The organism is Leucobacter sp. G161, assembly GCF_001482305.1.
Taxonomy (GTDB): domain Bacteria; phylum Actinomycetota; class Actinomycetes; order Actinomycetales; family Microbacteriaceae; genus Leucobacter.
Genome location: NZ_LOHP01000063.1, coordinates 72,463 through 94,897 on the forward strand (window position 1 = coordinate 72,463; position 22,435 = coordinate 94,897).

27 protein-coding genes and 1 tRNA gene are annotated in these 22,435 nt (G+C 65.7%); 15 read left to right on the top strand and 13 right to left on the bottom strand.

Annotation, left to right across the window (positions count from 1 at the left end):
* Positions 1-36 precede the first annotated feature (36 nt).
* Positions 37-1,113, bottom strand: coding sequence for a class I SAM-dependent methyltransferase (locus AUL38_RS09865; protein ID WP_083506762.1), 1,077 nt, complete (start codon positions 1,111-1,113; stop codon positions 37-39).
* Between the two features lie 61 nt (positions 1,114-1,174).
* Here AUL38_RS09865 and AUL38_RS09870 point away from each other — a divergent pair, with 61 nt between their 5' ends.
* Positions 1,175-2,557, top strand: a complete 1,383-nt coding sequence (locus tag AUL38_RS09870; protein ID WP_059061630.1) for an isochorismate synthase MenF — start codon at positions 1,175-1,177, stop codon at positions 2,555-2,557.
* A gap of 219 nt (positions 2,558-2,776) precedes the next feature.
* Positions 2,777-3,169: a VOC family protein gene (locus tag AUL38_RS09875; protein ID WP_059061731.1), complete on the top strand. Its 393-nt coding sequence runs from the start codon at positions 2,777-2,779 to the stop codon at positions 3,167-3,169.
* 195 nt (positions 3,170-3,364) lie between these two features.
* Here AUL38_RS09875 and AUL38_RS09880 read toward each other — a convergent pair whose 3' ends face one another.
* The 3 genes from AUL38_RS09880 to AUL38_RS09890 form a co-directional block, all read right to left on the bottom strand.
* Positions 3,365-4,234 carry a PPK2 family polyphosphate kinase gene (locus AUL38_RS09880; protein ID WP_059061632.1) on the bottom strand — a complete coding sequence of 290 codons (870 nt, stop codon included), beginning with the start codon at positions 4,232-4,234 and terminating at the stop codon, positions 3,365-3,367.
* 116 nt (positions 4,235-4,350) lie between these two features.
* Positions 4,351-6,189, bottom strand: a complete 1,839-nt coding sequence (menD, locus tag AUL38_RS09885) for a 2-succinyl-5-enolpyruvyl-6-hydroxy-3-cyclohexene-1-carboxylic-acid synthase (RefSeq protein ID WP_235590680.1) — start codon at positions 6,187-6,189, stop codon at positions 4,351-4,353.
* A complete protein-coding gene (locus AUL38_RS09890) occupies positions 6,186-6,578 on the bottom strand; it encodes a PLD nuclease N-terminal domain-containing protein (RefSeq protein WP_059061634.1) in 393 nt (130 codons plus the stop codon). The genes menD and AUL38_RS09890 overlap by 4 nt, the downstream gene beginning before the upstream one ends.
* 72 nt (positions 6,579-6,650) lie before the next feature.
* Here AUL38_RS09890 and AUL38_RS09895 point away from each other — a divergent pair, with 72 nt between their 5' ends.
* A complete protein-coding gene (locus tag AUL38_RS09895; protein WP_059061636.1) occupies positions 6,651-6,944 on the top strand; it encodes a DUF4229 domain-containing protein in 294 nt (97 codons plus the stop codon).
* Here AUL38_RS09895 and AUL38_RS09900 read toward each other — a convergent pair.
* The gene (locus AUL38_RS09900; RefSeq protein ID WP_083506764.1) at positions 6,941-7,324 is read right to left on the bottom strand and encodes a helix-turn-helix domain-containing protein; all 384 of its coding nucleotides are present in this window, start codon (positions 7,322-7,324) and stop codon (positions 6,941-6,943) included. The two genes, AUL38_RS09895 and AUL38_RS09900, sit on opposite strands and share 4 nt — an antisense overlap.
* Before the next feature lie 211 nt (positions 7,325-7,535).
* Between AUL38_RS09900 and AUL38_RS09905 the strand changes: the two genes are divergently transcribed.
* Positions 7,536-8,720 (top strand): glycosyltransferase, encoded by a 1,185-nt coding sequence (locus AUL38_RS09905; protein ID WP_059061639.1) that lies wholly within the window; start codon positions 7,536-7,538, stop codon positions 8,718-8,720.
* A gap of 6 nt (positions 8,721-8,726) precedes the next feature.
* Positions 8,727-9,962, top strand: coding sequence for a glycosyltransferase (locus tag AUL38_RS09910; protein WP_059061641.1), 1,236 nt, complete (start codon positions 8,727-8,729; stop codon positions 9,960-9,962).
* A gap of 17 nt (positions 9,963-9,979) precedes the next feature.
* Here the strand turns inward: AUL38_RS09910 and AUL38_RS09915 are convergent, their stop codons facing one another.
* On the bottom strand, positions 9,980-10,573 hold the full coding sequence (locus AUL38_RS09915) for a lipase (RefSeq protein ID WP_235590681.1): 594 nt from the start codon (positions 10,571-10,573) through the stop codon (positions 9,980-9,982).
* 338 nt (positions 10,574-10,911) lie between these two features.
* Here AUL38_RS09915 and AUL38_RS09920 point away from each other — a divergent pair.
* Together AUL38_RS09920 and AUL38_RS09925 are read left to right on the top strand one after the other, a co-directional pair.
* Positions 10,912-10,999, top strand: a tRNA-Ser gene (locus tag AUL38_RS09920).
* 208 nt (positions 11,000-11,207) lie between these two features.
* A complete protein-coding gene (locus tag AUL38_RS09925) occupies positions 11,208-12,059 on the top strand; it encodes an ankyrin repeat domain-containing protein (protein ID WP_059061643.1) in 852 nt (283 codons plus the stop codon).
* Positions 12,060-12,097: 38 nt separating this feature from the next.
* Here the strand turns inward: AUL38_RS09925 and AUL38_RS09930 are convergent, their stop codons facing one another.
* Positions 12,098-12,724: a response regulator transcription factor gene (locus AUL38_RS09930; RefSeq protein ID WP_059061645.1), complete on the bottom strand. Its 627-nt coding sequence runs from the start codon at positions 12,722-12,724 to the stop codon at positions 12,098-12,100.
* Positions 12,721-13,887: a sensor histidine kinase gene (locus tag AUL38_RS09935; RefSeq protein ID WP_059061647.1), complete on the bottom strand. Its 1,167-nt coding sequence runs from the start codon at positions 13,885-13,887 to the stop codon at positions 12,721-12,723. Before AUL38_RS09935 ends, AUL38_RS09930 begins: the two co-directional genes overlap by 4 nt.
* A gap of 154 nt (positions 13,888-14,041) precedes the next feature.
* On the opposite strand from AUL38_RS09935, the gene AUL38_RS09940 reads away from it, so the two are divergent.
* From AUL38_RS09940 to AUL38_RS09960, 5 genes are all read left to right on the top strand, one after another.
* A complete protein-coding gene (locus AUL38_RS09940; RefSeq protein ID WP_059061649.1) occupies positions 14,042-14,821 on the top strand; it encodes an ankyrin repeat domain-containing protein in 780 nt (259 codons plus the stop codon).
* A gap of 236 nt (positions 14,822-15,057) precedes the next feature.
* Positions 15,058-15,819, top strand: a complete 762-nt coding sequence (locus AUL38_RS09945) for a DUF4822 domain-containing protein (protein WP_059061651.1) — start codon at positions 15,058-15,060, stop codon at positions 15,817-15,819.
* A gap of 283 nt (positions 15,820-16,102) precedes the next feature.
* Entirely contained in the window at positions 16,103-16,999 is an 897-nt protein-coding gene (locus AUL38_RS09950) for an ABC transporter substrate-binding protein (protein WP_059061653.1), read from the top strand.
* Between the two features lie 82 nt (positions 17,000-17,081).
* Positions 17,082-18,062, top strand: coding sequence for an amino acid ABC transporter permease (locus tag AUL38_RS09955; protein ID WP_059061654.1), 981 nt, complete (start codon positions 17,082-17,084; stop codon positions 18,060-18,062).
* Entirely contained in the window at positions 18,059-18,832 is a 774-nt protein-coding gene (locus tag AUL38_RS09960; protein ID WP_059061656.1) for an amino acid ABC transporter ATP-binding protein, read from the top strand. The genes AUL38_RS09955 and AUL38_RS09960 overlap by 4 nt, the downstream gene beginning before the upstream one ends.
* Positions 18,833-18,926: 94 nt before the next feature.
* On the opposite strand, the gene tagD is transcribed toward AUL38_RS09960, so the two are convergent.
* On the bottom strand, positions 18,927-19,325 hold the full coding sequence (gene tagD / locus AUL38_RS09965) for a glycerol-3-phosphate cytidylyltransferase (protein WP_059061658.1): 399 nt from the start codon (positions 19,323-19,325) through the stop codon (positions 18,927-18,929).
* 118 nt (positions 19,326-19,443) lie between these two features.
* On the opposite strand from tagD, the gene AUL38_RS09970 reads away from it, so the two are divergent.
* On the top strand, positions 19,444-19,644 hold the full coding sequence (locus AUL38_RS09970) for a hypothetical protein (protein WP_059061661.1): 201 nt from the start codon (positions 19,444-19,446) through the stop codon (positions 19,642-19,644).
* Between the two features lie 90 nt (positions 19,645-19,734).
* On the opposite strand, the gene AUL38_RS09975 is transcribed toward AUL38_RS09970, so the two are convergent.
* Entirely contained in the window at positions 19,735-19,953 is a 219-nt protein-coding gene (locus AUL38_RS09975; protein WP_059061685.1) for an SCO4848 family membrane protein, read from the bottom strand.
* 51 nt (positions 19,954-20,004) lie between these two features.
* Here AUL38_RS09975 and AUL38_RS09980 point away from each other — a divergent pair, with 51 nt between their 5' ends.
* The gene (locus AUL38_RS09980; RefSeq protein ID WP_059061688.1) at positions 20,005-20,427 is read left to right on the top strand and encodes an acyl-CoA thioesterase; all 423 of its coding nucleotides are present in this window, start codon (positions 20,005-20,007) and stop codon (positions 20,425-20,427) included.
* Here AUL38_RS09980 and AUL38_RS09985 read toward each other — a convergent pair.
* Positions 20,424-20,876 (bottom strand): GNAT family N-acetyltransferase, encoded by a 453-nt coding sequence (locus tag AUL38_RS09985; RefSeq protein ID WP_059061693.1) that lies wholly within the window; start codon positions 20,874-20,876, stop codon positions 20,424-20,426. The genes AUL38_RS09980 and AUL38_RS09985 overlap by 4 nt on opposite strands.
* Positions 20,873-21,163 carry a cupin domain-containing protein gene (locus AUL38_RS09990; protein ID WP_059061695.1) on the bottom strand — a complete coding sequence of 97 codons (291 nt, stop codon included), beginning with the start codon at positions 21,161-21,163 and terminating at the stop codon, positions 20,873-20,875. Before AUL38_RS09990 ends, AUL38_RS09985 begins: the two co-directional genes overlap by 4 nt.
* A gap of 173 nt (positions 21,164-21,336) precedes the next feature.
* On the opposite strand from AUL38_RS09990, the gene AUL38_RS09995 reads away from it, so the two are divergent.
* Positions 21,337-21,912, top strand: a complete 576-nt coding sequence (locus AUL38_RS09995) for an HdeD family acid-resistance protein (RefSeq protein ID WP_059061696.1) — start codon at positions 21,337-21,339, stop codon at positions 21,910-21,912.
* 64 nt (positions 21,913-21,976) lie between these two features.
* Here AUL38_RS09995 and AUL38_RS10000 read toward each other — a convergent pair whose 3' ends face one another.
* Entirely contained in the window at positions 21,977-22,432 is a 456-nt protein-coding gene (locus AUL38_RS10000; RefSeq protein WP_059061698.1) for an SseB family protein, read from the bottom strand.
* Positions 22,433-22,435: the final 3 nt, after the last annotated feature.

Consider the following 22,435-nt stretch of genomic DNA (forward strand, 5'->3'; position numbering starts at 1 on the left):
ACGCCTGGGTGGTCGTGTCAGCCGTGCTCTGGCGGATCACTCGTGGCCTCGCTCGTTCGTCTCGGTCTTCGGGGTGCTGGGCTTCGACGCGGCCGGCTTCTTCGCTGCGGGTTTCTTTGCGGCGGGTGCTTGTGTGCCGTCGGCTGCATCCTTCGCCTTCGGCTTAGTTGCCGCAGCCTTCTTCTGCGAAGGCTGTGCGTCGGCCGACTGCGTCGAGGGCTTCTTCGCGGCAGGCTTCTTCTCGGCAGGCTTCTTCGCTGCAGTCTTTTTCGCCGCGGGCTTCTGGCTGGCCGGCTTCGCTTCCGCTGACTTTTCGTCTGTGGGCTGCGCGTCAGCGGGCTTCGTGGCAGCGGCCTTTGCCGACTGTGCTGGCTTCGCTGCTGCGGGTACCGCTGGCTTGGCTGCGCGCGGTACAAACCCGCGGTGGAGGGCTACGATTCCGAGCGTGAGGTTACGGTATGCGACACGCTCCAGGCCCGCCTCGCGGAGCCAGCTTGCGAGCTCCTCCTGCGCCGGCCAAGTCTCAATCGACTCGTTGAGGTACTTGTACGCCTCGGCAGCATCGCGGTTGATAACACCTGCGACGCGTGGCAGAACGTGCCGGTTGTACTGCGTGTACGCCCAGTTCACGGCACCAGCCGGAGGCTGAGAGAATTCGGCGATGACGACCCGTCCGCCGGGCTTCACCACGCGCGCCATCTCGGCGAGCGCCTGCTTCGGCTCGGAGACGTTGCGGAGGCCGTACGAAATAGTTGCGGCGTCGAAGCTGTCGTCCTCGAACGGCAGCTGCGTTGCGTCTGCCCAGACGAAGTCGATGAGGTCATTGCCGGCGTTACGGCGGCGGCCCTCAGCGAGCATGCCCTCAGAGAAATCCGCGGCGGTGACGTGCGCGCCGTGCGCTGCGAGCGCTGCCGACGACGTGCCGGTGCCGGCGGCGAGGTCGAGGATCCGCATGCCCTTGCGGGGTGCGATAGCGCGAGTGGTCGCAATGCGCCACAGGCGGGAGTTACCGACCGACAGCACGTCGTTGAGGAGATCGTATTTCTGGGATACCTCATCGAACATGGCAGAAACGTCCGTCGCATGCTTGGTCGTGGTGTCTGGTCGAGTCACCGTTCCATCGTAGCCGGTTGTACCTCTGTGAATGCATGCAGTTGCTGGCGAGTAGATTGGGATGGTGATTACCGATGTGACCGGGGGACCTGTGGGTAACGTGCCGACGCTGCAAGCGGTGACGAGGGCGCTGCCCGAACTGCCGAATCTGCTGAGCTACGCAGACCCCGAATTCCCGCTCTTCTGGAACCGTGGCGATCGCGGCTGCGTCGGCGTCGGTGAGGCGCTGCGGCTCCGATTTGCAGGCCCAGACCGGTATACAGAGGCATCGCGAGTATGGCGAGAGATCGCCGCCGCTTCCACGGTCGACGACCCGGTCGGTATGCCAGGCTCCGGCCTCGTCGCGTTCGGCACCTTCGCCTTCGCAGACGAAAGCTCCTCCGAGAGCGTCCTCATCGTTCCGAAGCTCCTCATTCACCGGCACCGAGACATGGCCTGGGTGACGGAAGTGACCCTTCCGGGCGAGAACAGCGCACTTGCTGGGGCAACTGATCCCGCTTCTGTGCTGCCCGAACCTCGTGAACTCGCCGCGGCCGATTGGGCCGGTGTCGGACTGCTCGCGCCTGAGGTTGTAGCGATGCGGCTGCCCGAGGGCGGGTCGGACGGACCCAAGTTTGGTATTTCGGCCGGCGGCAGCCACGTCGACGCCTATCTCGCCGGCGTGCGGGATGCGACGGCGCGGGTGGTTGCCGGCGAGCTGGAGAAGGTCGTGCTGTCCCGCCAAATCGGGGGTCAGCTGGAGGCTGGCGCTGATCTGCGGATCCCGCTGGACCGGCTGAGCGAACGCTACCTCGACTGCTGGACGTTTGCCGTCGACGGCCTCATCGGCGCGAGCCCGGAGACGCTCGTCCGGTCCACGAGCGGCGCCGTCTCGGCACGCGTGCTTGCTGGCACCCGCGGCCGCCACTCGGAAGATGCGGCTCGCGACCGGGCGGCGAGGGACGAATTGCTCCGCTCTGCGAAGGAACAGCACGAACACGACTTTGCCGTGCAAAGCGTCGTGACCGCGCTCGCGCCGCACGTCACAGAGTTGCGCACGAGCGATGCCCCGTTCGCCCTGCAGCTCCCCAACGTCTGGCACCTTGCGACCGACCTGGGGGCAGCGCTCGGCGCCGAATCGACGGCACTGGAACTCGTGAATGCGCTCCACCCCACCGCCGCGGTCGCCGGCACCCCGACCGCCGACGCGGTCGCGATGATCGCCGAACTCGAACCGTTTGACCGCGGCCGCTACTCGGGTGCCGTCGGTTGGATCGACGCAGCTGGCGACGGGGAGTGGGTGATCGCGCTCCGCTGCGCGCAGCTCGGTGAACCTGACGCATCAGGCGAGCGGACACTCGTCGCGACGGCCGGCGGCGGGATTGTCGAGGGCTCCGACCCGCAGCACGAGCTTGGCGAGACGGTCTCGAAGTTCCGCCCGATCACCGATGCCTTCGCGCGCTAGCCGCTGCGCTCCTCGCGTCGCCTGCCCGCTCGCTTGCCTGGGCCTGCCTATCGCCGCGCCCGCGCCCGCGATCCCGACCCTCGGGCACCCCAAACGACCCGATTTATCCTGTCCGAGTCCTGCACAGCCTGCACAAGGCTCAGCCAAGAAAAACCCGGGCAGGCGGGATGAAGCTGGCCGTCCGGGGTTGCGCCGAAGCGGCCAGCTGAGAGTATGGGGGTGCCCGGAATTCATCATGTCGAAGTATGGCTCTCCAGCATCGCTGAAGCACGCGATGAGTGGGGGTGGCTGCTCGGCGGTCTCGGATTCACCCTCGAGAGCGAGTGGGCAGAGGGTCAATCCTGGGCAGCCGGTGGGGCATACCTGACGCTCACGACCTCTCCGAATCTGTCAACGCCGATGCAGGATCGGCGACGGCCAGGGGTCAACCACATCGCTTTCAAAGCAGGATCCGGCGACCGCGTCGATGCACTCATGGTGGAAGCCAAGCAGAGGGGATGGCGCGAGCTATATGCAGACCGCTATCCGCACGCTGGAGGTGCTGAACACTACGCCGGATGGCTCGAGAACGCCGCGGGGTTCAAGGTTGAACTCGTCGCGGACGACACCTGAGCCAGTTGGCTGCGGCCCCACTGGGGGCCGCGAAACCGCTGACAGCAACTGGGTGCCCTCAGCTGCGTGTCGGCCCCCGGAGTCCCCGCAGCATCCTTTCCGACCCGTTTTATCCTGTGCGACTCCTGCAACGCACGCACAAGGCTCGGAAAGGAAGACTCGGGGCAGAGAGGACGGCATGGCCGGGCAGGGACCCTACGGCCAGCGCAGCTCGCTCGTCTCGGCGAGCCTGGCCTGCTCGGCGACGACGTCGAAGTCTGCCGCCGGCCACTGCGGGTTGATCCGTTCGAGCTCGCCAATCACGATGCGCTGCACCGCGACCCGCGCGTACCACTTCGAGTTGGCCGGCACGACGTACCAGGGCGCATGTGGCGCGTTGCTGCGGTCGATTGCGGTCTGGAAGGCCTCCATGTATGCCGGCCATAGCTTCCGCTCGTCGACGTCGCCCGGATTGTATTTCCAGTGCTTCGCGGGATCTGCGAGCCGGTCGCTCAAACGTTCGGCCTGCTCTTGAGGTGAGACGTGCAGCATCACCTTCACGATGTGGACGCCCTCGTCGGCGAGGCGCTGCTCGAACGCGGTGATCGCACCGTAGCGGCGCTCGATCTCCTCAGCCGGTGCGAAGGATCGCACCCGCTGAATGAGCACGTCTTCGTAGTGTGAACGGTCGAAGAGCCCGATGACGCCGGGCCCTGGGACGCGAGGTTCGATGCGCCACAGAAAGTCGTGTGAGAGCTCCTCCTCGGTCGGTGACTTGAATGCGGTGAGTTCGAGGCCGTGCGGTTCGAGCTGGGCGAAGACGTGGTTGACGATGCCGCCCTTGCCTGCGGCGTCCATGGCCTGCAGCACGACGAGCACGCGATCCGGTGCACCCGCGCGGCTCTGTGCGAACAGTCGCTCTTGGAGTTCGCGTAGCTCGTGCGCTGCCGCCGCAAGCTCAGCCTGGCCCGCTTTCTTATTCGCCGTTGTCCCCGGGGTCGAACCGGGGTCGATCCCGCTGAGTGTGCACCCTTCGCCGACGCGCAGCAGGGTCGCTACGTCGCTGTCCCAGAACTCGTTCGCCATGTCGTCCCCCGTCATAGGCTCGCACGGGTGCCGGGTGGCAGCCGTCGCCGTACAGCAACTGTAGGGCCTGCGGGCCGGGGGCAACAGGCCTCGGGGCCGCACCCAGCGGCGGCGGATCAGACTGACGCTACCTCGCCGATCGGCACTTCGACGAGTGTGGGGCCCGTCACGGGAGCGGTGAAGAGCCGTTCGAGCTCGCCGCGGGTGGCGGCCCGGTGATACTCCCAGCCGTAGGCGGCGGCGAGAGATTCGAGGTTCGCGGCTTTGGGCGTCCGCATGACCCGCGTGAAGGCGCCTGGGGCGGTCGTCGCGGCCACCTCGAGGTTGTCGAAGATCGTACCGCCGCCGTCGTTGCCGACGACGAGCTGAATCCTCGGTCGCACCTCGGGGTCGTCCGAGAGGAGGAGCGAGCCGGCGTCGTGCAGCAGCGCGAGATCGCCGATGATGACTCGGGTGGTGCCGGCGGCGCGCGCCGGGTCAGGATCGACCTGGCTCGCGACGGCCACACCCATGGCGGTTGCGACGGTGCCGTCGATGCCAGCGAGTCCGCGGTTCGAGTGCACCGTGAGTTTCCGGGCTGGGGCGAGCGTATCGAGCACCCGCACGAGGCGAGACGCGGCGATGACGAGCCGGTCGTGTGGCCACGTGGCGCGCCAGACGGTCTCGACGAGCAGCTCGCGGGAGATGGGTTCCCGCTTCACAGCGACCTCGGCGCGCGCGTAGGCGTTGCGTTCCTTGTATCCGGTCTCGCGTGCGGCGTCGAGGTCTGGCTCGTGGACGGTGCTGCGCGCCCGCTGGAGTTCGCGGTCGGCGGCAACCCAGACGCCGAGCCAGCGACGGTGCACGCGTGGATTGTGGTCTGCCGCGATCGTGGCAGACGGTACGACCCGTGCGCCCGAGACTGGGGCGTACTGGTCGCCGGCGTGTGGGTCGACGACTATGACCTCGACGTCATCGCGCCCAAGCAGCGCGGGAATCTGGCGGGTTAACGTTGGGTGCCCGAACACGATCGCGCGCTCGGTGAGCCCGCCGATCTCGGGGTCGTCGATGAGTGTTGCGTACGCGGTGATCGCCTCGCGGCCGAAGCGGGAGCCGCTCACGACCTCGGCGAGTAGTGGGAGGCCTGCGTCGCGCGCGAAGGCTTCGGCCTCATCGCCGGCACCGGCGCCTGCGACGACCACGGCGAGGGCGTCATCGCGGTGGACGTAGCCGCCGTCAGTATCGGGAAGGAACGTCTGGAAGCGTTCGCCATCCGAACGCGACGCCGATCCCGGCGCCGCCGCGGCGTTGGCCGCAATGTTCTCGCGGGCAGTGGCTCCTTCTTCGCCGGCTGCCGCGAAGCCGGCGGCGATCATCTGTTCGAAGCCCGTGGTGCCCGACAGTGGCTCGACGAACTGCAAGTTGAGCTGCACCGGCCCCGCCGGTCGGTCCCCAGGGAACCCCCGGGCTGCTGAGAACGCGCGCGCCGCCAGTCGTCCCGGATCCTGCGCGGGGCCGCGACCAATGTCGCCGTCGACGCCGAACGTCGGTGGCGCAACGTCGAGCGAGAGCCGCGCGGCGCTGCCGAACATATCGAACTGGGTCGTGGTCTGGTTGCTCCTCGTACCGCGCAGCGCGGCCGGGCGATCCGCAGTGAGTGCGATGAACGGGACCCGGCCCTCGTGCGCCTCGAGCGCTGCCGGTGCGAGGTTCGCGACCGCGGTGCCGCTCGTGACGATGACGGGGGCTGGCAAACCGGTCTCGCGGGCAAGACCGAGCGCGAAAAACGCGGCGGATCGTTCGTCGACACGAACATGCAGCCGGATAGCTCCGGCCTCCTCAGCAGCAGCGGCCGCGAGCGCGAGGGCTTGCGACCGTGACCCGGGGCACACCACAACATCGGAGATACCTCGGCGAATGAGCTCAGCGAGGAGCTCTACTGCGAAGATTGACGCGGGAGCTGGCCCCGCGCTCACCGTGTCTTGTCCTGGTCCTGATCCTGGTCCTCGCTGGGCCGCGGCTTCCGGGGCTCCTCGCCGGGGAAGGTCTCGTCGTCGAGCTCCTTCAGGCGCGCCTCAAGGTCGCGGAGCGATTCGCGTTCGGCATCGCTGAGCTGAGGGCCGGTGAACCGTGGATCGTCGTCGGGCGCGAGATGCTTCTGCGTGCCAGGACCCGAGGTGGGGCTTCCCTTGCCGATCATCAGCCACAGCACCGCGCCGATGACTGGCAGCAGCACGATAATGACGATCCAGACTGGCTTGCTAACCCCGCGAGCGCGTGAGTGGTCAGTCATCGCGGCGTCAACCAACGAGTACAGTGTGAACGCTACCGCGATGACAGCGCCGATAATGATAAACCTGACCATGCCCTCATGCTACCCGGCAACCCTCCGGGTGAGGGGAGAGAGTGCACAGTCTGCCTCGGTAGACTCGGCGCTGTGAGTGAACAACGCAAAGCCTGGACCACCTACATTGTGCTGCGCCTGCTGTTTTTTGTGGTGCCGTTCGCTGCGCTGTACGCGCTCGGCCTGGCTCTCGGCTTCACGATGATGATGTCCGGCATCATCGCTGCGGTGCTCGCCGCGCTCATCGGTGTCTCGCTGTCGATCCTGCTGCTGTCGAAGCCGCGCGAAGAAGCTTCGGAGAGTATCTACGCGTGGCGTAACCGCGATCGGACTTTCGATGACGTCGCCGAGGACGCGGTGCTCGACGGTGAGGCTGACGAGCGCTAGCTCGCTGAACGGCGCACATCGTCGTTGGCGGTGTCCCCGTCGGCGTCAGAGACTGTCTGCGCGTCCGCGGACGGTCCACCGCCCGTCCGCGCTTGCTGTTCGCGAATGAAGTCACGCGCGGTGAACTGGTGCGAGCGCCGACCGTAATGGTCTGCCGTTATCCCGCGAATGAATGACCCGGCATCGACGTCGAGCGCGGTGGCGATGCGCACGAGCGTCTCGGCCGAGGGGCTCTGGACGCCCCGCTCGATTTTGCCGATGCTTGTCAGGCTCACTACTGCGAGTTCGCTCAGGTCGTCCATGGAGAGGCCACGTGTTCGACGTGCGTCGCGAATGCGATCTCCGATGATGTGGGCGGCTGGGGAATGGAAACTGGGCACCGTACTAGGTTCGTGTGCTGGGGCGATAAGCGCCAGAACGTAGACCGGTGGGTTGCATTTCACCCGGTGGAAAAGTACCTCACCGATTGCGCGAAAGCCGCAGGGCTCCGCGGATTCGCGGGAGCGGCGATCCACTGCGAGAACACGGGAAGCGCAGAATACACTTGAGTTTGTTCGCCGACCCCTATGTATTAAAGGACGACAGCACCCCGTGACCCAACAACCCGACAACGCCCCGATTCGCATACTGCTCGGCTGCGACACGTTCGCCCCAGATGTGAACGGTGCTGCGCGTTTCGCTGAGCGGCTCGCCGCCGGACTGGTGCGTCGCGGGCATGACGTCCATGTGGCCGCCCCATCGAAGAAACACCGGCTCATGGGCGCGTCGATCGAAACGATCGAGGGCGAGCGTATGGTGGTGCACCGGCTCGCCAGCTGGCGCTGGTACCCGCATGACTGGCTCCGGTTCGTGCTCCCGTGGCGAGCACGGCACTACGCCAGGCAGATCCTCGACCAGGTGAAGCCCGACGTGATCCACATCCAGTCCCACCTGGTGATCGGTCGCGGGCTCGCTCGCGAGGGCGCGAAGCGTGGCATTCGGATCGTCGCGACCAACCACATCATGCCCGAGAACGTGCTCGATTTCACGCTTCTCCCCGAGCGGGCGAAGCGGTTGTTTGTGCGCTGGGGCTGGCGCGACGCCGACCGCGTGCTGCGCAACGCCGCAGCGATCACGACGCCGACGAGGCGCGCGGCAGACTTCCTCGAACGAAACACATATCGGCGCGGAGTGCAGCCGGTGAGCTGTGGGCTCCGTGCGAGCGACTACACGGCAGTGGTCGGTCCGCGCGAACAGAACAAACTGGTGTTCGTTGGCCGCGTCACGCTCGAAAAAGAGATCGACGTCATCATCCGGGCGCTCGCCCGCCTCGACCCGGAGCTGCAGGCGACGTTCACCATCGTCGGCGACGGCGACCAGCGCAAGAACCTTGAGAAACTCGTCGCCGAGCTCGGGCTCACCGGACGCGTGCACTTCACGGGCCGCGTGAGTGACGACGAGCTGCGCCGTCACCTCACCGAGGCCACGGTGTTTGCCATCGCCTCGATCGCCGAGCTCCAGTCGATCGCAACGATGGAAGCGATGGCCTCTGGCCTGCCGATCGTCGCCGCCGACGCGATGGCGCTCCCGCACCTGGTGCACCACGGCGAGAACGGCTATCTGTTCCAGGCGGGGAACGACCGCGAGCTGTCTGAGGCACTGAAGAAGGTGCTCACGGCGGATCCCGCGGAGTACGAACGGATGCAGCAGGCCTCGCTGGCCGCCGTGCAGTCGCACGATATCGATACCACCCTCGACACCTTCGAAGCCCTCTATCGGGGCGCTCCAGCCGCGTAGCGCGCGATGCACATCCTCATCGTCACCGACCAGCACCCCGAGTCGCTCGGTGGCGTACAGGTCGCCCTGCGGCTGCAGCGGCGCTTTCTCGAGCGCGCGGGCCACACCGTGAGCATCGCGGCTCCCGCGCTGCATCGCGCGGGCTACGCGCCGACGCCGGCCGACCGCGACGCCTACATCGACCTCCCGTCGATGCCGATCACCAAGGACCGTGAGTACGGCATCAGTTGGCCGGGGAAGCGCACCGATCGCGCGCTGGATCGGGCGCTCGCCGCCCGCCAAGCCGCGGGGGCGCCGCCGGTGGATCTCGTGCACATCCAGGGTGACTTTTGGGGCGCGATGATTGGCCTCCGCGCAGCGAAACGGCACGGACTGCCGGTCGCGTTCACGATGCACAACAACGTTGACGAGGGGACGCGTGCCGTCACCCCGCTCGCACCCATCGCGTTCGCTGGCCTGCGCGCTTGGCGGCGGATCGCCGTCGGACGGATTCCCGCGGTCGCGCGCGCGCAGGTCGCTGAGAGCGACACTGGCGCCTGGCGGTACCTCGCAGAGCTCACTGCCGGTGCCGCACTCGTGACCGCGCCATCCGGGCACTTTGCGACGACGCTCGAAGCACACGGGGTTGCGCGCAGTGTCGAGGTGACCCAGGGCGGCGTCGACGACGAGCTTATCGGCGCTGTTCGCGCGGCTCCCCGGAGCGCACGCACCAGGCCACGGCTCGTCTGGCTCGGCCGCATGAGCGGCGAGAAGCGCGTGCTCGAGTTTATCGAGGCGCTCGGCCAGTCGGGGATCGACGCTGACGTCGCCCTGCACGGGGCCGGGCTGCTGCTCGGGAAGGTCGAACGGCGGATCGAGACGCTCGGCCTGCGGGATCGCGTGCGCGTCGCGGGTCCTGTGCCCTACGAGGAGGCGCTCGCCGCGATGCGCGACGCGGATGCGCTCGTGCAAACCTCGATCGGGTTTGAGACCCAGGGTCTCACTCCGTACGAGGCTGCGGCGCTCGGGACCCCGACGATTTTTTGCGACCCGAACATCGCGGCCGACCTTGCTGTGGAGCCCGCATGGCTCGCGCGAGATGCAAGTGTCGCGGCACTTGCGGCTGTGCTGCGGGAAGCGGTCGCCGGGATCTCCGAGCGTCCGGGAGTGCACCGCGTGCCGGAGGACGTTGGCGGACGGCTGCTGCAGTCAGCACAGACCGCAGGCATGGTGGGGTTGTACGAGCGGGTACTCAGCGCCTAGAAGCGCCAGGCGACTGCCTAGAAGCGCCAGGCGACTGCCTGGAAGCCTGCGGGCGGCTTGGGAACCCACGACTCGTGCGCCTGCACGTAGCCCGATCCGGTCGGAACGTTCGACTCGATGATCTGGTAGGTGCCGTCATCGTTCACGCCGGTCACCAGCACGGTGTGCACGCCGGAGACCCAGGAGGTCGGGAACTGCATGTGCTCGTACTGGATGATGTCGCCGGCAACTGCCTCGTTGGGGGAGAGGCGGAGTGCGCCCGCGTAGTTCGCGACGGGGTCGCCACCGCCGGTCCAGGCGCCGCTGCCTGCGCGGATCCAGCGCTGGGCCGAGACGATGCACTCGCCGGGGGCTCCCCAGCCGGTGGCGCGGCTCGTGCCCAGCTCTGACGTCGCTGCGGCGATAGCTGCCTCGACATCGAAGTTGTGCACGGCGTCAGCGTGCTTGCTCTCGGCCTCGGCAAGGACGGAGCTGATGGGAACGAGCGGAGAGGTATCCGTCTCAGTGTTCAAAGCTTGTGTGGTGAGCGAGACAGTCGGCGCAGCTGAAGCTGCCGTAAAGTCTTCGGTCTCGATTGCGCCGGCTGGCGCTGCTCCCAGTGCGAAGGTCACAGCAGCTACAAGCGTGACCACAAAGGGTTTGGCGGGTGATGGCACTCAGAGACTCCAAAACGTTGATTATTGCAAGACCGGTGGGCCAGCAACCTTTCTAGTATGCGTTACGTTTCCGTTACATTCAAGCTCGGGCACGTTTTCTCAGCTTTCCGGGGAGCGCGCTCTGCGTCCTTCCGGGGACGCTGGCTGGCCAGATCGGGGCGCATCCGCGTCGTTCGGTCGCCGGATTTCCGGCGGAATGTCGGGGTTTCACGGCCCTTGTGGGGGTGGTGGCGCACGGCGCCCCGCGAACACGCTAGACTTATCCGCGTTGGTTGAGTTCGCTCGACAAACATGGAGGATTCGCCTAGCGGCCTATGGCGCACGCCTGGAACGCGTGTTGGGTTCACGCCCTCGGGGGTTCAAATCCCCCATCCTCCGCCACAACGAAAGCCCCTGACTGCGTGTTCATTCACTGCAGTCAGGGGCTTTTGGGTTGTCGTGCCGCGTGCCCCGGTAGTGGGCCGGGCTCAACCGATCGGTTGATGTGGCTGGGGCAGTCACTTCATACGCTGGCAGATGAGACCGGGCACCGAGCCCGCGCAACTGCAGGGGGCTGAGTTGGATGACTGACTGCCGGACAACCACGAATATGCGTTTCACTGCGCTGCTTCTCGGGAGCGCGGTACTGCTGAGCGGCTGCGCGCCCGAGCCATCGAGCGCGCCGGAACGGGTGACGTCGGGCGCGACCGATGCGGCGGCAGCCAAGCCTTCTGCAACGCCTCAACCGGGCCCAGAAAACCCCGGCCTCGCGCAGGGCGCCCTCGACCAGCAGCTCCGCGACGCTGCCTGGGTCAACGATGTTAGAGCAGCTGAGCGACTCATCGAGTGGGGAGCAAACCCGAACGCACAAGATGAGACTATGCAGTCGCCGTATCTCATCGCCACGAGCGAGGGGCGATCCGAGCTTCTCGAACTCACCCTCGAACACGGCGCGGACCTCACCGACCTCGACAGCTGGAACGGTACGGGACTGATCCGGGCCGCCGAGCGCGGTCACTGGGAGGTATCAGGAATCCTGCTGCGCAACGGCATCGACTCCAGCCATGTCAACAGGCTGGGCTATCAGGCGCTCCACGAGGCAGTGATCCTGGGGCGCGATGACCCGAGTTACCACCTGACGTTGCAGGTGCTCGTGGCGGGAGGCGCGAGCCTGAATACGCCGTCGGGTAGCGAAGGCATGACGCCGCTGCAGATGGCGCATCATCGAGGGTTCCCCGGCCAGATCGCGGTGTTGGAAGCGCTGAACGCACCCGCCCCCGCAGTACCTGGCCGGGCCCTGTTTGCAGGTGCATCGGCGGGCGACGCGAATGCAGTGGCACTCGCGCTGCGGGCTGGTGCCGATCCGGCTGCGGTGGGCGACGACGGCCGGACCGCGAGGCAGGTCGCCGAAGACGCAGGGCACAGCGCGGCGGCATCAGTTCTGCGTGTGCTCGGTGGGTAGCGAGCGCGGGACACGCGGGACCCTGCGCTCGGCGCCTGTCAGAGCCTGACGAGTCCCTGTTTGATGGCGATCGCGATGGCGCTCTGGCGATTCTCCGCCCCCAGCTTCGTGAATGCGTGGTGAAGATGGGTCTTCACGGTCGCCTCGCTGATGTGGAGCCTCCGCGCCAAATCCCTGTTCGACAGCCCTGACGCAGCCAACTCGAGGACGGCGAGTTCGCGTGCAGTGAGTGTTTCGTTGGGATGCTGCTGGCGACCGTGGAGTCGTGCTGCGATCGGACCGGAGATTGCGGGTGCGCCAGCGGCGGCCGCGCGTATAGCCCGATAGAGCGCCTGCGGTCGGCTGTCCTTGAGGAGATAGCCGATCGCACCTGCCTCGGTCATGCGAACAATGTCGGAGTCTGAATCGAACGCGGTGAACGCGATCACTCGTGCCGCCGGGTGCGCCGAGAGGATTGCTCTCGTCGCAGCCACCCCGTCAGCTCGATCCTGCCCGAGGTCGAGATCGACGAGCGCCACCTCAACGCGTTCTGCGAGCGCGAGCGAAGCGGCCTCGTCGGCTTCCCCGGTCTCGGCGACCACCTCCAAATCGGGCTGCGTGTCGAGCAGCGCACGGATCCCGTGCCTGAGCACGGGGTGGTCATCAACCAGCAGGATGCGGATCATGCGCGGGAATCCTCCGGAATTACGCACGGCACGACGCACGCGATGACCGTGCCTTGGTCGATTGCTGATTCCAGGGTGAAGCGGCCACCCAAGTTTTCGATCCGCCACGCCATCGCTCGGAGACCGTAGCCGGCCTCGACAGGCTGCTCCTGCTCGGTGTTGAAACCGCGGCCATCGTCTGCGATGTCCACCCCGACCGCATCATCAAAGAACGTCAGTGTGACTCGCACCGTGCGAGCATCTGCGTGCTTTCCCGCGTTGACGAGCGCCTCCTGTGTGACGCGGAGCAGGGCGTGCGCGACATCGGCTTCGACCGCATGGTCCTCCCCAACGGCCGTGAACTCTGCTGCGTGCGAGTGCGCGAGGTCGCGCAGGGCAGCGCTGAGCGACTCCTGTTCCGCTGGTGCCTGGAGACCGTGCAGCAGCTGCCGAGTCTCCACGAGCGCTTCGCGGAGCACCTCCCGTACTTCGGCGATGGCCGCGTCACCGCGGTCCCGTGACTCATCCGTGGACTCGAGCAGCAAGAGGGCGCTTGCGGTGCGCTGCACCACAGTGTCGTGAAGCTCGCTCGCGAAGCGGCCGCGCTCGGCGAGCGCTCCGGCATCTCGCTCCGTGCGGGCGAGCTGTTCCCGGGTGGCCAAGAGTTCGTCGGTGAGGTGCCGTCGGTTCTCGAGCGTACGATCAAGCGCGACGTATGCCGTGGACACCACGATCCCGCCGAAGAAGGGGCCGAGAACCAGCCCGAGATCTTGCCCGTCGGACATGATGAGCAGTCCCGTACTGACCGTGACAACGATGCCCGCACTCGTGACCGTCGCCTGACGCCTCGGCAGCACGCGATAGACGGCGAAGATGAGTGCGAAGGCGCACCAGCTGAAGGAGGGCGCGATGACCGCCAGCGGCAGCCAGAGCGCTGTCGCTGTCAGGATCCCGATCGTCTGCCGTTTCCCCCGGTCGGCGCCGAGGACCGCGGCCGCGTAGGCAAGCGTCGACCCCACCGCAAGCGCGAGCGCCCACACCCCGACTCCGTCGAACGGGTGATTACTGAAATACCGGAAGACACTCACGGCCATCAAGATGCCAAATCCCAGGTCCACGGCGATATGCATCGCTGTGAGCGGCCTGTCGGGGCCGGCAGTCAGTGGGGAAGCGCGAGGATCCATCGCCTTCAGTATCCAGCATGGGGCCGGTTCAAGCCTCAACCGATCGGTTGATGTGTAACCTGCGCCGAGGCGAGACCCTGGGACAGCGTTCGTTGGACAGAACGAGGTGTCGGTGACCCACGCCACACCGGTCTGACGCGCGGGAAGAGTACCCATGACGAAGCGGCAGCCGCGGCCAATCATCCGGACCTTTGCCTTCGTGCTGGCGCTATGCGTATTGGCTGGCTGTGCGCCTACCTCGGGCGACGACCGGCCCACCCCGCCGAGAGAAACGCGGGAGCCGGCGGCGCCCATCCCCGCAGATCCCCCCAAGCCCCCGAGTGAGGCCGAAAAGGCCGCGGCGACTGTCGCGCTGCGAGACGCGACGGCGGCAGCGGATCTCGCCGGAGTGCGCTCTGCGATCCTCCATGGGGCGGACCTTGAAGCCACAGGAGAAGCAGGGCGCACCCCTCTAGTATCGGCAACGAAGGCGAACCAGGTCGAGATTGCGCGGGCCCTCCTCGAGGCCGGTGCCGACCCGAACGCGCAAGACGATATGCGAGACTCGGCGTTCCTGTACGCGGGGGCCGAGGGCTTAGACGAAATCTTGCGGCTCACGCTCGAACACGGTGCCGACGTCACCGCCGTCAACCGCTTTGGCGGAACAGCCCTCATACCGGCCGCTGAGCACGCGCACCTCAGCACGATGAAAATGCTGATCGATGCCGGGGTGCCGATCGACCACATCAACAACCTTGGATGGACGGCACTGCACGAGGCTATCGTGCTCGGAACAGGTGGTGATGCCCACCTCGCTGCGGTGCGCATGCTCCTCAACGCGGGCGCGAACCCCTCGCTTGCGGATGGCGGCGGCACGTCGCCGCGCGACCTTGCCGCGGCAAACGGCTACTGGGCCATTGCAGCTGAACTGGATGCGCATCTCACAGGCATCTGAGCGGCGGTTCCCGGTTCAACTGATCGATTGATGTGCGGGTTCTCACCCGGTTTTTGCGTGGTTCTCGGGCCTAAAACTGAGTGAGCGAGGCCGTTCAGCGCAGGCAGACACCGTCACCGGTATATAGATAGAAGGAAGTGCTCTTGAAGAACAAATCTCACGAATACACACGAAACACCGTGATCGCTTCGGCCTGTGTCGCCTTCGCGATCTGCGTTTTGCCGGCAGGACCAGCTATGGCCTCCGGGAGTGCAGTCCAGAGCGCCGCGGTCGTCACCGCCTCGGAGACCGAAGCCGCTGTGGCGCTTGCTGCGACGCCGTGGCAGACCACGGGAGCGGTGGATCAGGATGGTGCGCCGGTCGCGCTTGATGATCCGCGTGCGATGAACTTTGTGGGGAACGCCTATTTCAAGGCTGATGGCACGTTCACGATGTTCAACCTGGATGATTCCCCGAAGATGCAGGGTGCGTGGGAGATGCGCGAGGTTGACGGTGCGTTGGTGCGTTGGATTGCTGCGAAGGATCCTGCCGGTGCGGTGTTGTTTGAGCGGACGGTCCCGATTGTGGCGCTTGATAGCGCGGAGTTCACGTATCGGGTGGTGAGTGCGGAGGATCCGGCCTCATGGGTGGATATTGTGCATACCCCGACCGATCACGCGGAACCGGGAAGCGTCGAGGACGCCGACAGCGGCGGCGGTACTAGCGGCGGCGGCAGTGCCGACGGCGGCGGTACTAGCGACGGCGGCAGTACCGACAGCGGCAGTACCGACAGCGGCGGCAGTGCTAGCGGCAACGGCAGTGGGTCTCTAGGGAGCACAGGTGAAGCGGGACGCAACGGGGTCAGCGAGCCAGCGGAGGATACGGTTGGGACGGAGCCGCGGCAACTCGCCGAGACCGGTGGAACCGGCCCTTCGACAGGGATCATGGTTGCGCTGGCTGCGCTCGTGAGCGGGGCGGTGCTGCTCGTACGACGCGGTCTGCGACACGTGGGGAACTAGCTCGCCGGGAAGTGTAGATCGCGGTGCCTGCAGAGTCGCAGCCTTACTCGGCAGGCACCGCCAACGATGTGCCCGAACTTATGAAGCCACGGCTCTGGTCGATCCGAGCTTTGACACTCCCGGTATCCGAGATCCCAGACACAGTTCGACAACAAAACCGGCTGATCCAGTCCTCGTATGGAGCGGGATAGGTACTCTGGCTACATCCGAAGCCGCGTAGCTCGCTACACTCGGCATCGAGGTTTCAATGACTGAACACCCCACCTCATACAAGGAGGAATCAATGAAGATTCGCTACGCACTTCCCGCCCTCGCTGCGGCGGCGGCCCTGGTACTCACCGGATGCACGAACAACGCGGCTGAGGAGGGCACGGACGGCGACAAGGTCGATGCGTCAACGACCATCAAGCCCGACGAGGCAGCGGTAGCGCTCCTCCCGGAAGATATTCGCGAGGCGGGCACCATTCTCATCGGCACCGACGCCGAGTACCCGCCGAACGAGTACAAGAACGACAAGGGCGAACCCATTGGGTGGGGCGTCGATCTCGCCGAAGCAGTCTCCGCAAAGCTTGGGCTTACCCCTGAGTGGGAGATCCTCGGCTTCGACAGCATCATCCCGCGTATCCAGGAGGGCGTCGTCAACCTCGGCTCTTCCTCGTTCACCGACACGCTTGAGCGGCAACAGTCGGTTGACTTCGTGAACTTCTTGAACGCGGGTAGCCAGTGGGCTGCGCCAGCCGGCACTGAGGTTGATCCCGATAACGCGTGTGGTCTCACCGTCGCTGTGCAGACCGGCACCGTCCAGCACCTCGACGAGATGCCGCGCCGCGATCAGGAATGCAAGGACGCAGGCAAGGACGCCATCGAGATCTTGCCGTTCGAGGGCCAGCCCGAGGTGACGAACGCGGTCGTCAATGGTATGGCAGACGCCTTCTCGGCCGACCTTCCCGTCACAATCGACGCGGTCGACAAGCTCGGAGACCAGCTGCATGTCGTCGGGGAGATGTTCGACGCAGCGCCCTACGGCTTCGCCACCCAGAAGGACAGCGACATGACGAAGGCCGTGCAGGCTGCACTGCAGTCGCTCATGGACGACGGCACCTATCTCGAGATCCTCACCGAAGCAGGCTTCGAAGCGGGTGCGCTCACCGAGGCAACCATCAACGCGGCGACAGCCTAGTCGTGTGTAGCAGCGGGACGGCCGTGCGCAGGCTCGGCCGTCCCGCTTCACATCTCACGCACGCTTATTAGGAAGCAGAGATATGTCTCATCTAGTTGGTGATGCCAGCGAAGAACACGCGCGACCCGAAGCGCTTGTGGCGATCAAGCGACGCCACCCCTGGCGGATGCTCGCCGCGATTATTATCGTCGTCCTCGCGGCCCTGTTCATCTACGACTCAGCATTCAACCGGCCCGTGTACAACTGGCCAGAGGTCGGAAAGTACCTCTTCGATCAGCGGATCATCACCGCGATTGGCTACACGCTCCAGCTCACGGTCTATTCAATGGTGATTGCGATCGTGCTTGGCGTCTTGCTCGCGGTGATGCGGCAGTCGCCGAACCCGGTCGTGAAGGCGGTCTCGTGGGTATACCTGTGGGTCTTCCGCGGCACCCCGGTCTATGTGCAGCTGACCTTCTGGGGGCTCATCACCGTCGTCTATAAGACGATTACGATTGGCATCCCCTTCACAGAGGCGTTCGTGACCCTCACGACCAAGGATTTCCTCTCCTACTTCACGCTCGCGGTGATCGGGCTCGCGCTGAACGAGGCTGCGTATATGGCCGAGATCGTGCGCGCCGGCCTGCTCGCGGTCGACAAGGGTCAGGACGAGGCCGCGACCGCGCTCGGCCTCGGCTGGTGGCACACGATGACACGCGTGGTGCTGCCGCAGGCGATGCGTGTGATCATCCCGCCGACGGGCAACGAGGTCATCTCGATGCTGAAGACGACGTCGCTCGTCGCGGCAGTACCGTTCATTGGCGAACTGTTCACCCGCTCACGGGACATTGCGGGCGTCACGTACCAGCCGGTGCCGATGCTCATCGTCGCATCGGTCTGGTACCTCGTGGTCACCTCGATCCTCATGGTCGGCCAGTACTACCTCGAAAGGCACTTCGCGAAGGGCGTCGAAGCCCGGACCGACGTCCAGAAGCCCACCGTTGAAACGCAGTCGATCGGTGTAGTCGGCGAACTGCCAGAAGCAGACGGACCGGCCGGAGCCGGCCTAGGAGGCGGACGATGAATCAGACAGACACTCCCATGGTGAAGGCCGAGGCCGTCTCGAAGTCGTTTGGCTCGAACGAGGTCTTGAAGTCAATCTCGCTGGAGGTCAAGCGCGGCGAGGTACTCTGCCTCGTCGGCCCCTCGGGGTCGGGCAAGTCCACGTTCCTGCGCTGCATCAACCACCTCGAAACCATTAACGCCGGCCGGCTCTCGGTCGACGGTGCGTTGGTCGGGTACCGACAGCAGGGGGACAAGCTCTACGAGATGCACCCGAAGGAAGCCGCTGTGCAGCGCCGGGACATCGGCATGGTGTTTCAGCGCTTCAACCTCTTCCCGCACATGACCGCGCTTGAGAACGTCGCGATGGCGCCGACGTTGCTCAAGAAGGGGTCAAAGGCTGCGCTGCAGACGCGCGCGATGGAGCTGTTGGCGCGGGTGGGCCTTGCCGATCGCCACGACTACTATCCGGCGCACCTGTCGGGTGGGCAGCAGCAGCGCGTCGCGATCGCGCGTGCGCTCGCGATGGATCCGAAGCTCATGCTGTTTGACGAGCCGACGAGCGCGCTCGATCCCGAGCTCGTTGGCGAGGTGCTTGACGTGATGCAGGGCCTGGCCGAGAGCGGGATGACGATGATCGTCGTGACGCACGAGATGGGGTTCGCGAAGCAGGTTGCCGACAAGCTCGTCTTTATGGACGGCGGCGTCGTCGTCGAATCCGGGGACCCGGTTGAGGTGCTCACGAACCCGCAGCGGGAGCGCACGAAGGCGTTCCTCTCAAAGGTGCTGTAGCGGGCAGGACGCCCCGCGCTACGCGAACGGCCCCGGACCACCGTGCAAGGGTGATCCGGGGCCGTTCGCTGCCGAGTGGCGGAGGAGCTCTGCGTTAGCCGTTGACGCCGAGGTCCCGCTTGATCTTGGTCGTCGAAACGCCCTCGGTGCGGTCGAGGTAGACGACGTTGCAGTACGGCGTGAGGATCTCGAATCGCTCGTCGCCCTCCCAATCGCCGCCCATGACGACGGTGTCGATTTCGTACTTGCGTACGTCTTCGATCTTCTGATCCCACGAATCCTCGGGAATGACGAGGTCGACGTAGCGCACAGCCTCAAGCATGTTCTTGCGCGTTTCGAAGTCGTGGTAGGTCTTCTTGCCCTTGCCGGCGTTGAACTCCTCGGTGGAGGCGGCAACGACGAGGTAGTCGCCGAGGCTCTTCGCCCGCTTGAGCAGTCGGATGTGCCCCCAGTGCAGGAGGTCAAAGGTGCCGTAGGTGAGGATCCGCTTCATTCCGCCATCCTATTAGGGCTGGCAGGGTTCTATCGGCTTTCGTCAGCGGCCTCTGGTCGTGGACCTGAATCCTGCGTAGACTCGGGGCACATGTTTCACCGTTGAAAGGGGCGCGGGAATGGCTGACGAAACGAAGAAGGCGCTGCCGGATCACAATTCGGATCCGGCTCGGACGCCGGGTGACGGCTGGGTTGGCGAGGGAGGGGCTTCGCACCTCGGCCCCGCGACGCACACGTCGTCGGGCCGCGAAGAAGCCGACTCGACTGAGGTCGATGAGGCACTCGCCGAAGACGCTGCAGTCACCGACGACTCAGAGTAAACCACCTATGTGCCTCGCCCCTCCGGGTATCACCGGGGTGGCGGGGCCGACTCATGTCCGGGCTGCGAAACGCGGGCGCGGTCGGAAGTGCTACCCCTGCACGAGCAGGAGCACGCCGGCGATTGCGGAGACGACCGCAATGAGCAGTGCCACCGAGATGAGTACCGCGTGCACGGTGAGGAAGCGGGTCGCGCGGCCCTGCTCGTCGCGGGCGCGGGGATCCTGCGCCACGCGCGTCCAGAAGCGCGGCCACACAATGACGTTGTAGGCGGCGTTGATGAGCAGCAGGATTCCAGCGAAGACGACCATGGGGTCAGTCTACGGTCAGATCCCGCGCAGGCTCTGACCTAGGCTTGGCCTATGAACGGCTATAGACACATTGTTCGTAAATGGGTAAAGCCGGAGGATCTCAACCAGCACGACGCGCTGTTTGGGGGCAGGCTGCTGCAGTGGGTTGACGAGGAAGCCGCGATTGTCGCGGTGACGCAGTTGGGCACGACGGACGTCGTGACACGCCATATGTCGGCGATCGACTTTGTCGCGCGCGCTGCACGCGGTGATCTGCTCGAGTTTGAATACCGGGTTGCCGCGTTCGGCCGCACATCGGTCACGCTGAGCTGCAGCGTCGAAAACGCGGTGACGGGGCAGGAGATCCTGCGCCTCGACAGCATTGTGTTCGTTGCAGTCGACGACGCGGGGCATCCCGCGGCGCACGGCATCACGATGCCGACTCCCGGCACGGAGCGGATCCGCCATGCCGCCGCGGGGCTGCGCGCTCGCTAGTCGAGTGGCGTGACGTCGTAGGTCACCCACGAGGTCGGGGCGTTGAGCTTGTCGTAGACGCTGCGAGCGGTCGTGTTCGACTCGGCGGTGATCCAGCGGACCAGCCCCGCGCCCTCGTCGCGCGCAATCGCGCGGAGCCGCTCGATGAGCGCGTTCGCTGCGCCCTTGCCCCGAGCGGCTGGCGCAGTGAACAGGTCGTCGAGGTAGAGGCCGGTCGATCCCGCAATGGGGCGGGCGAAGGTGCGGAAGTGGGCGAGGCCGACGATCTCGCCGTCGAGCTCCGCCACGAGACCGCGAGTCTCGTGGCTCGGGTCGTTGAGCCAACCCCAGACGGTGTCGAACACGGCGGGTTCGTGCGGCTTCTCGTAGAAATCGCGGTAGCCGCGGTAGGTCGAGGCCCAGGCATCGCGGTCTGCGGGCGTGACGGGGCGGATAATGAGGTCGCTCACGAGAGTTTCTCCACTTCGACGAACACAATGTTGGCGGTCGAGTGCGGGTTCTCGACCAGATGCTCAGCGCCGGCGGGCCGCGTGTAGCTCACGCCGGTCTCGAGTGTTGCTTCGATGACGCTGCCGTCGGCGTTCGTCACGCGCATGGTGTCTGTGACGAGGGGGACCACCACGTACTCGAAGTCGTGGCGGTGCATCGGGATCGCACCACCGGGCTCGATGGTCCACCGGGTCACCCGGAAATGCTCGTTTTCGAGCTGCACGTCACCGTGCGATCCTGTGCTCATCGTTCCTCCTCAAAGCGCTCAACGGCCACCGTGCCGTCGTGAGGCAAGTCTAATGTGGCGGCGGCATCGGACTCGCGCAAAGAAAAGCTACACGTTCATCACAGAAAAGTGAGATGCTGAGAGAAACGCTCGCACATAAGGGGCGCTAGAGATCCTGATAGGAGCAACGAATCATGTCTGTAACTGATAGAACCGAACCCACGCTCGAAGCCCGCGCCACCGATGGCGCACGCGTGCTCTTCGGCGTCGGCGGACTCATTGCGATTGTGCTCGGCCTCTTCGTCATCTTCGCACCGAAGACGTCTGCTGGCGTCACGCTCACTCTCGTTGCTGCGCTCATCGGCGCCTACGCGATTGTGACGGGAATCGTCTACGTCGGCACCGCGATCTTCTCACGTGGGGTTGGTGGTTGGTCGCGCGTCGGCCACATCCTCCTCGGTCTGCTGTACGTTGCCGGTGGTGTCATCATCATGTCGAACCTCGTGTTTGCCGGTGTCGTCACCGCACTCATGTTCTCGATCATGGTCGGTATCCTCTGGCTGTTCGAAGGCGTGCTCGCGTTCGCGACCGCGTCGAAGTCGGAGAGCAAGGTGTGGAGCATCATCTACGGCATCATCTCGGTGCTCGCCGGTATTGCACTGCTCTTCTCGCCGCTCATGGGCGCGGTCACCCTCTGGTGGCTGCTCGGCATCTCGATGGTCGTTCTCGGCGTCGTGCAGGTCGTGCGCGCATTCCGCGTCGGCAAGTAGCCGTCTGAACACAACAAGGCGCCCCTCGAACGCGAGGGGCGCCTTGTTGTGTGTCTGGGGGCAGTTACGCCTGCAGCGACTCGGCGGTGACCTCGTCGTATGCCATCGCGAGAGTGATGAACTTCCGCAGGCAGACGAGGCCAGCCGACGCCTTATCGAATTCCGCGGCTACGAATCGGTCCGCGGTGATGAGCGACAGCGCCGAGCGGGCTGGCATGATGGCGCCCTTGAGTTCCTCGCCGCGTGCCGTCCCCGAGAGCGCCCGGAGCTCGGCCATGGACGTGAAGATTGGCAGTACGAGCTGGCCCTTCGTCGAGCGAATCGTGCGCACCCGCGGCCCCTTCTTCTTCGACGAGGTGCCGGTGACGTCGACGACGAGATAGCCCTCGCGGATGGCGTTCAAAAACGTCGCCAGGTGCTCGTAATCTGGCGTCTCCTGAAACGCGAGCAGTGCTGCACGCGCCTCGGTGTTCTCGTAGTTCTCGTCAACGCCCTCGGGGGTGTCCTGCATTTCGGCCATGTG